Annotated in this window: 10 protein-coding genes; 6 read left to right on the top strand and 4 right to left on the bottom strand. The window is 48.4% G+C overall.

Features of this window, described 5'->3' with window-relative positions; all coding sequences use genetic code 11:
• A partial coding sequence (locus tag ACNA7P_RS03335; RefSeq protein WP_416257188.1) for a cytochrome C assembly family protein occupies positions 1-711 on the bottom strand: 711 nt, incomplete at its 3' end.
• Positions 712-857: 146 nt separating this feature from the next.
• Here ACNA7P_RS03335 and ffh point away from each other — a divergent pair.
• From ffh to tyrA, 6 genes are all read left to right on the top strand, one after another.
• Positions 858-2,222, top strand: coding sequence for a signal recognition particle protein (gene ffh, locus ACNA7P_RS03330; RefSeq protein WP_416257187.1), 1,365 nt, complete (start codon positions 858-860; stop codon positions 2,220-2,222).
• A 164-nt stretch (positions 2,223-2,386) separates the two neighbouring features.
• Entirely contained in the window at positions 2,387-2,635 is a 249-nt protein-coding gene (gene rpsP, locus ACNA7P_RS03325) for a 30S ribosomal protein S16 (protein WP_416257186.1), read from the top strand.
• A gap of 39 nt (positions 2,636-2,674) precedes the next feature.
• Positions 2,675-3,217: a ribosome maturation factor RimM gene (gene rimM, locus ACNA7P_RS03320; RefSeq protein WP_416257192.1), complete on the top strand. Its 543-nt coding sequence runs from the start codon at positions 2,675-2,677 to the stop codon at positions 3,215-3,217.
• The gene (gene trmD / locus ACNA7P_RS03315) at positions 3,217-3,987 is read left to right on the top strand and encodes a tRNA (guanosine(37)-N1)-methyltransferase TrmD (RefSeq protein ID WP_416257185.1); all 771 of its coding nucleotides are present in this window, start codon (positions 3,217-3,219) and stop codon (positions 3,985-3,987) included. Before rimM ends, trmD begins: the two co-directional genes overlap by 1 nt.
• A 36-nt stretch (positions 3,988-4,023) precedes the next feature.
• Positions 4,024-4,383: a 50S ribosomal protein L19 gene (gene rplS / locus ACNA7P_RS03310; protein WP_416257184.1), complete on the top strand. Its 360-nt coding sequence runs from the start codon at positions 4,024-4,026 to the stop codon at positions 4,381-4,383.
• Positions 4,384-4,870: 487 nt separating this feature from the next.
• The gene (tyrA, locus tag ACNA7P_RS03305) at positions 4,871-5,992 is read left to right on the top strand and encodes a bifunctional chorismate mutase/prephenate dehydrogenase (protein ID WP_416257183.1); all 1,122 of its coding nucleotides are present in this window, start codon (positions 4,871-4,873) and stop codon (positions 5,990-5,992) included.
• Here the strand turns inward: tyrA and ACNA7P_RS03300 are convergent.
• The 3 genes from ACNA7P_RS03300 to ACNA7P_RS03290 all read right to left on the bottom strand — a co-directional run bounded on the left by ACNA7P_RS03300 (position 5,989) and on the right by ACNA7P_RS03290 (position 7,629).
• Positions 5,989-6,354 (bottom strand): response regulator, encoded by a 366-nt coding sequence (locus tag ACNA7P_RS03300; RefSeq protein WP_416257182.1) that lies wholly within the window; start codon positions 6,352-6,354, stop codon positions 5,989-5,991. The two genes, tyrA and ACNA7P_RS03300, sit on opposite strands and share 4 nt — an antisense overlap.
• 87 nt (positions 6,355-6,441) lie before the next feature.
• Positions 6,442-7,107, bottom strand: a complete 666-nt coding sequence (locus tag ACNA7P_RS03295; RefSeq protein ID WP_416257181.1) for a cytochrome b/b6 domain-containing protein — start codon at positions 7,105-7,107, stop codon at positions 6,442-6,444.
• 42 nt (positions 7,108-7,149) lie between these two features.
• Positions 7,150-7,629, bottom strand: a complete 480-nt coding sequence (locus ACNA7P_RS03290; protein ID WP_416257180.1) for a c-type cytochrome — start codon at positions 7,627-7,629, stop codon at positions 7,150-7,152.
• Positions 7,630-7,654 lie beyond the last annotated feature (25 nt).

Here is a 7,654-nt window from a genome sequence, read left to right as displayed (position 1 = left end):
AACCGCAATTTTCCCGCGTAAACCACGCCAATAATGAATGATAACAATGCTACCGAAGCTTAGCCATGCCGCAAGCGAAAATATGGTTTTGTGCAGTTGGCCACGGGCAAATAAATCATCGAGGTAAATAAAACCTACGATAATTGCGAGCGTAAGTAATATGAAACCGCTAGTGAGTAGGCGGAAGAAATATTGTTCCACCGACATCAATGAAGGAATTCGTTCGGAAACAACTTTTGCGTTGTGGGTTTTTAGGAGCCGATTCACATACAGCAGCTGTAAGCCATAGAGCGCCGCTAAGGTAAGTACACTAGAAGCTATAAGCGCTAAGCTAATATGCGTTGCAAACATTGGGCTCATAAAGAATGGCCGGCCTACCTCTGCAGGTACCAAGGTAACCAACATGAGGCTGAGTGCAGCCAATGCATAAATTGCTGGGCGCAAAAGCATGCTGGCGGGATGATCGCCGCGGGCGGTGTTTAGTGCGCTAATTAACCATGTAATAATGGTTAGTGTGGTGAATAGATTAATTGTTACAAATGTGGTTTCGGTAAAGATATTGGCTAACACCATAAGGTGCGTTACTAGGGCGGTTACTGAAAGTAACCGAGTACGCATGCGCATTGAACCAGGCGCACCGATACGCTGGCTTAATAAAAGCGCTGCGATGAGATAAGCGAAGATGCTTAATAGGGTTACAGCTGTTAGCATCGGTTCTGAATCCTTGTTGGCTCGTGGTGTTAACTTTGATTATTTTCGTTAAATTATACAAATAATTATGAAGTATAAGCTTGTGAATCGCCAAACCCAACCTCATTCCGTTATAATACCCGAAACTCGGCTTACAGGAAGATAAGATGTTTGCAAACCTGAGCGATCGATTATCGCAGAGCCTACGCAATATCAGCGGGCGTGGGCGGCTTACAGAAGATAATATTAAAGATACCCTGCGTGAAGTGCGGATGGCCTTGCTTGAGGCTGATGTGGCGTTGCCGGTAGTAAAAGAATTTATTAGCAAAGTAAAAGAACGGGCACTGGGGGTTGAGGTAAATAAAAACCTGAATCCAGGCCAAGTATTCGTGAAAATTGTGCAGGCCGAGCTGGAAGCAGCGATGGGCGAAGCGAATACGCCGCTTAACTTAGCTACCCAGCCACCTGCTGTAATGATGATGGCAGGCTTACAGGGCGCTGGTAAAACTACCAGTGTGGGTAAGTTGGCGCGTTTCTTAAAAGAGAAGCACAAGAAAAAAGTATTAGTAGTAAGTGCCGATGTGTACCGGCCAGCGGCAATAGCGCAGCTAGAGCGTTTGGCGGCTGAAGTTGAGGTAGAATTCTTCCCTTCGAACATCGAGCAAAAGCCAGTAGCCATTGCCACTGCTGCTATCGATTATGCGCGCAAGAAATTTATTGATGTGGTGTTGGTGGATACCGCGGGTCGGTTAGCGATTGATGAAGCCATGATGGCGGAAATTAAAGCGCTACATGCCGCGATTAAGCCGATAGAAACACTCTTTGTAGTAGATGCCATGACCGGGCAAGATGCGGCCAACACGGCGCGCGCGTTCGGTGAAGCGCTGCCATTAACTGGGGTAATCTTAACCAAAGTAGATGGTGATGCTCGCGGTGGTGCGGCGTTATCGATACGCCATATTACTGGCCAGCCAATTAAATTTTTGGGTGTGGGCGAAAAGAATGATGCGTTAGAACCATTCCATCCGGATCGTATTGCCTCGCGTATTTTAGGCATGGGCGATGTACTTTCCCTGATTGAGCAGGTGGAATCGAAGGTAGATCGGGAGAAAGCCGAAAAAGTTGCTAGTAAGGTAATGAAAAGCGGCAAGTTTAGCCTAGAAGATTTCCGTGATCAGTTGCAACAAATGCGCAGTATGGGCGGTATGATGGGGCTAATGGATAAGCTACCAGGCATGGGGCAAATGGCCGGTAAGATGCAAGGCCAAATGGACGATAAAGTAACCGTGCGTATGGAAGCGATTATTAATTCCATGACCCGGCAAGAACGTGAGCACCCGGATATCATTAAGGGTTCGCGGAAGCGCAGAATTGCAGCAGGCTCGGGTGTGCAAGTACAAGATGTAAACCGCATGCTGAAGCAATTTACGCAAATGCAAAAAATGATGAAAAAGATGAAAGGCGGCGGAATGGCGAAGATGATGCGCCAAATGGGTGGCAAAATGCCACCTGGAATGTTCCCTGGTCGTTAACAAAAGCAATGTTAAGAGTGGAAATACACAGTATTACTTACCCTTAGCAGCCAGTTTTACTTGCGTTTGCGCTGGAAATCCGTAGAATATTGCAGCCTCCCTAGCCTCGTGTTAGGGAGGCTTCTTTAACATTTGCAAACATTGACAAAGATAGGATAACGGTAATGGTAACCATTCGATTACAACGGGGTGGCGCTAAAAAGCGTCCATTCTACCAAATGGTAGTTACCGACAGCCGAAACGCTCGTGATGGGCGTTTCATTGAAAATGTCGGTTTCTTTAACCCGGTAGCTCGTGGCCAGGAAGAAAAAATACGTGTAGACCTAAACCGTGTTGAACACTGGGTAGGTCAAGGCGCGCAACTTTCTGATCGCGTAGCTAAGTTGATCAAAGACGCGCGTAAAGCGGCTTAATCAGCAAACGGATATACGAATATGAGTGATACTCAAGCTATGCAAAAAGAACAAACTCAAGCTAATGAAAATGTGGTAATCGGCACTATTGGTGCAGTTTACGGCATCAAAGGCTGGGTGCGAATTAATGCATACACCGAGAATCAAGAAGGCATATTCGATTACAGCCCGTGGCTGATTGGCCACAATGGGCAGTGGCGCGAGATCGAAGTTAGCCAATGGCGTTGGCATAACAAAGATCTGGTAGCACGATTGGCGGATATTCAAGATCGGGAAGTTGCTCAGCAGCTAACCGGCCTCGAAATCGCCGTTCCGGCAGAACAATTGCCGGAGCTTGCAGACGATGAATTTTATTGGCGTGATCTTGTAGGGCTGCGTGTTGTAAATAAAGAAAATTACGATATGGGCACTGTAAATCATCTGTTACCAACAGTTGCAAATGATGTACTGGTGGTAACCGCAAATAGTAACGATGGGTTTGGTAAACGCGAACGCCTGATTCCGTTCATACAATCACAATATATTGTGAGCGTTGATAAAGAAGCAGGCCGGATAACGGTAGATTGGCCAGCTGATTTCTAATGGCTGAACAGTTACACGTAGGGGTAGTAACCCTTTTTCCGGAAATGTTCAGTGCGATTACTGAATTTGGCGTAACTCGCCGCGCAGTTCAAGATGGGGTGTTAACCCTGAATACTTGGAATCCGCGGGATTATGCTACCGACCGTCATCGTACCGTGGATGATCGCCCTTATGGTGGTGGCCCCGGGATGTTAATGATGGTTGCTCCGCTGCGCGCCGCAATACGCGACGCAAAAGCAGGGGTAGAGGAAAAAGCAGGCGTAGTTCCAAAAGTGATTTATCTATCGCCGCAAGGCCGCAAGTTAGATCAGCAAGGAGTGAGCACGCTTTCTCAGCATTCAGCATACGTGTTGGTTGCTGGGCGTTACGAAGGCATAGATGAGCGTGTAATTGAAACCGATATTGATGAAGAGTGGTCGATTGGGGATTTTGTTCTCAGTGGCGGAGAGCTCCCAGCAATGGTATTGATTGATACGCTAGCGCGTGAAGTGCCTGGTGTTTTAGGACATAAAGATTCCGCTGGAGAAGATTCTTTTGCAGATGGATTATTGGATTGTCCGCATTACACTCGGCCAGAAGTTCTCGACGGCAAGCAGGTACCGTCTGTGTTACTTAGCGGTAACCACGCAGAAATTAGGCGGTGGCGGTTGCAACAGGCGCTTGGGCGCACGTGGCAGCGGCGACCAGAATTACTTAATAACCTAGCTCTGACTGACGAGCAGCAACAATTGTTAAATGCCTATATCGATAGTATCGAAAACAGCAAATAACAGTGTTCGGGTAGTATATTCTAGGTGGAGAAAATCATGGCAAAAGTAAACAAAAATATCATTAAGGTGCTCGAAGACGAGCAGCTTAAGCAAGACATCCCGGCGTTCGCTCCGGGTGACACTGTTATCGTCAATGTTAAAGTTAAAGAAGGTGAGCGTGAGCGGGTACAGGCCTTTGAAGGCGTTGTAATTCGTAAGCGTAACCGTGGCTTGCACAGTGCATTTACGGTTCGTAAAATCTCGAACGGTGAAGGCGTTGAGCGTACGTTCCAAACGCACAGCCCATTAATTGCTAGCGTTTCTGTTAAACGTCGCGGTGCTGTTCGTCGTGCGAAACTTTACTACCTACGCGAGCGTAGCGGTAAATCTGCACGTATCAAAGAGAAGCTCGGTTAAGCATCTATGCATGCTCCAAAAAGGCCCTTCGGGGCCTTTTTTTATGCCTAACTGCTAGGAATGCCTTCCGTGCTGTAGGGGCTTACACCACCGAACCGCTCGAGCACATCCATGTGGCGCTATGGCCACGCCATCCATGGCGTGGACATTTCGGTGGCGTAAGCCCCTACAGCACTCACGGCGTCCCTTGCAGTTAGGCACTGTGGCACCGAACCGTTCGAGTACATCCATACCGTGGTAGGGTGTCTGCTGCTGCGGAAACTAGAACAATACTCAGTTGCGTGAGTGGTGGGGGCTGCTCCTAATGCAGGGTGTCTGCCGCATGGATGCGGCAGCCAAGCCTACATGGATGTACTTGCGGCGTCCCTGCAAAGGAGCAGCCCCCAGCACGGAAGCGGCTCTCGATTCCCCGTTGATGTTCGCGGAAGACTCTGGATATTACGCAAGCCGCGCGGTAGTATCGAGGGAGTTGGAGAGGAGAGGTGGCGTGGATAAACGGTTACAGCAATTGCGCGAAGAAATTGATGCGGCAGATTCAGAGTTGGTGAATTTGTTAGCGCGGCGAATGGATATTTCGCGGCGGATAGGTGAAGTGAAGCAAGAGCTGGGGCAGCCGTTGTATGTGCCTGAGCGCGAGGCGGCGTTAATTGCTGCGCGGCGCAGTGAGGCTGAACAGCGCGGGCTTACCGGTGATTTAATTGAGGATGTGTTGCGCCGCACGATGCGCGAATCGTATCAGCGCCAGAAGCACCAAGGTTTTCGCCGCACGGGCGATAGTGAGCGGCCGATTGTAGTAGTGGGTGGTAAAGGGCAGCTGGGTTCGTTATTTGTGCGCTGGTTTGAGCTTTCCGGCTACACGGTAACCGTAATCGATGTTGATAACCTTGATGCGCTAGAGAAATCGGTAGAAAACGCTGCACTCGTATTAATTTCCGTGCCGATTGAACATACGGCAACGGTGATCAGTGAATTGCCTGAGTTACCGGATGATTGTGTACTGGCTGATTTAACATCAGTGAAGCAAGCTCCGTTAGGGTCGATGTTGGCGAATCATTCGGGAGCCGTTTTGGGTTTACACCCGATGTTTGGGCCAAATATTCCTACCTTTGCAAAACAAACGATTTTGGTAACGCCGGGCCGCGATGCGGTAGCGGCGCAATGGCTGTTGCGGCAGTTTGAAATTTGGGGTGCGCGGTTGCATGAATTGCCGGCGGAGCGCCATGATCAGGCGATGTCAGTGATTCAAGTAATGCGCCATTTATCCACCTTTGTGTATGGCTATCATTTGGCGCATGAAGATATAGACCTCGATGAGCTGTTGAGCCTAAGCTCGCCTATTTATCGGCTGGAGCTGATGATGGTAGGGCGGTTGTTTGCTCAGAACCCTGGGTTGTATGCCGATATTATTCTCTCGGATCACGATCAGCATCGAATGATTCGTCGTTATATTCAGCGGTTTACTAACTTGCTTGATGTATTGGAGCAAGAAGGGCGCGAGGGTTTTATTCGCGAATTTAACGCGGTAGCGCGCTGGTTTGGACCGCATGCGGGGCAGTTTTTGCAAGAATCGGTAGGGCTGTTACAACATGCGGATGATGTGAAGCGTTAAATTAGCCCATGTTGTTGCAATAATTGCTGCAACGCATCTGGCGCCACAGGCTTATGCAAGGTTTGATTCATGCCTGCTGCTCGGCACTGATCGAGATGGTTCGAGCTTTGGTGGCCGGTAAGGGCAATGATGGGGGTATCGGTGAATTCGTTCATTTCCCGGAGCTTTGCGCACACTTCAGCACCGGTTAAATCGTCCATTTCATAATCGAGAATGAGCAATTTAGGTTGTTCTTCGGTAGCCAGCGCTATGGCTTCGGTACCATTGGTAGCGGTAACAATCCGTAACGGAAATTGCGCGAGCATTGCTTTCAGTATTTCTAGGCTAATGAAATCATCATCAGCGATTAATATGGTATGCATAAACAAATCTTTGGTTAAAAGCTTAGTGCGCAGGTTGCCATGAGCGCTTGCCCAATGTCAATGCGCGGCAATTTATGCACTGCTTAATTAACCGAGCCACCAATATATGCAAACTAAATTAACGGCTAAAATGAGAAAACCAAAACCGCCGTGGATTTGTTTGGGGATACTGCTCGCTGTATTGGTAAGGCGTTTCTTACCAGTAATCATAGGCCCTACTAGGTTCTTCCGCAGCAGGGCATATACCAGAATTGCCACAATGTGCAGCGCGATTACGATCAGTAAGTAATCAAAGGCTTGTTTGTGATAAAACGTGAGCGCCCGCACAGTAGTATCGCTTACGGTACTCGCTAATGGGCCGCGAAAGTAGATAGCATCATCGGTGAACAGGCCGGTAATGGCTTGGGCAAGAAGCAGCCCCAACATTACTAACACCACAATAGCGCCGCCGGGATTATGGGTTAGATACTCTTTTTTTAATGGGTTGCGCAGATACATGAGAATGGCTTTGGGGCCGCGTACGAAACTGCTGAAGCGGCCGGGTTGGCTGCCGATTATGCCCCAAATAATGCGCGTAAGTACGAGTGCTAATACAAATAAACCAAGCTTGTGATGCACATCGATGAACTCGATAAAAATGCCGAACACTTCAATGTAATCAAGGTTTCCACCGGTGAACCAAAGGCCAATTAGCGCAAGCACTAATAGCCAATGAAACCCTCGAATAAAGCCATCCCACAACTTAATGACCATATTAGCACTCCTTGTTTTACTTACGTATATCTCTATCCTGTACTAATCGGCGCGATAGCCTTCGTGGCATTGTTGGCAGGTGCGCGCAGTTGCCATAAAGCGCGGCCGAATCGTGCGCAGGTTTTCGCTTTCAGCTGCAGTAGCTAATTCGTATGCGGCACTTTTAAAAGCCTCGGCTTTTTCACTGAAATCGTCCCAGTTCTCCCATATCACTGGCAGCGCGTCACTGTTTTCAGTAACCTTGTAGCCGGCGCCTGAAAATGCATCAAAGGAAATGTGGCTTAAGTGTTTTAGGGCATTTGCCCGCTCTTGAAACGCCTCTGCATTATATTCAATTTCGCCACGCACCATGCCGGACATGTGCGCGAAGTTAGCACGAACAAGAGAAAGAGCGCTTTGCCGATATTTAACTGCATCTTCGGCGTTGGTAAATGGATCGGCTTGCGCTGGCGCACTAAATTGCAATGCGCTTAGTGCTACACCCAAAGCAAGGGTGAAGGTTGCGATGTTTTTTATTTTCATTTTCAACTCCTAATTGCGATTAAAT

Source organism: Aliidiomarina sp. (assembly GCF_047920995.1).
Lineage (GTDB): Bacteria > Pseudomonadota > Gammaproteobacteria > Enterobacterales > Alteromonadaceae > Aliidiomarina.
This window is presented reverse-complemented; position numbering and strand designations above follow the sequence as displayed.

Bases quoted from the DNA above. Each gene is read 5' to 3' on its own strand.
- ffh (WP_416257187.1), top strand. From the start codon at position 858: ATGTTTGCAAACCTGAGCGATCGATTATCGCAGAGCCTACGCAATATC.
- rpsP (WP_416257186.1), top strand. From the start codon at position 2,387: ATGGTAACCATTCGATTACAACGGGGTGGCGCTAAAAAGCGTCCATTC.
- rimM (WP_416257192.1), top strand. From the start codon at position 2,675: ATGCAAAAAGAACAAACTCAAGCTAATGAAAATGTGGTAATCGGCACT.
- trmD (WP_416257185.1), top strand. From the start codon at position 3,217: ATGGCTGAACAGTTACACGTAGGGGTAGTAACCCTTTTTCCGGAAATG.
- rplS (WP_416257184.1), top strand. From the start codon at position 4,024: ATGGCAAAAGTAAACAAAAATATCATTAAGGTGCTCGAAGACGAGCAG.
- ACNA7P_RS03300 (WP_416257182.1), bottom strand. From the start codon at position 6,354: ATGCATACCATATTAATCGCTGATGATGATTTCATTAGCCTAGAAATA.
- ACNA7P_RS03295 (WP_416257181.1), bottom strand. From the start codon at position 7,107: ATGGTCATTAAGTTGTGGGATGGCTTTATTCGAGGGTTTCATTGGCTA.
- ACNA7P_RS03290 (WP_416257180.1), bottom strand. From the start codon at position 7,629: ATGAAAATAAAAAACATCGCAACCTTCACCCTTGCTTTGGGTGTAGCA.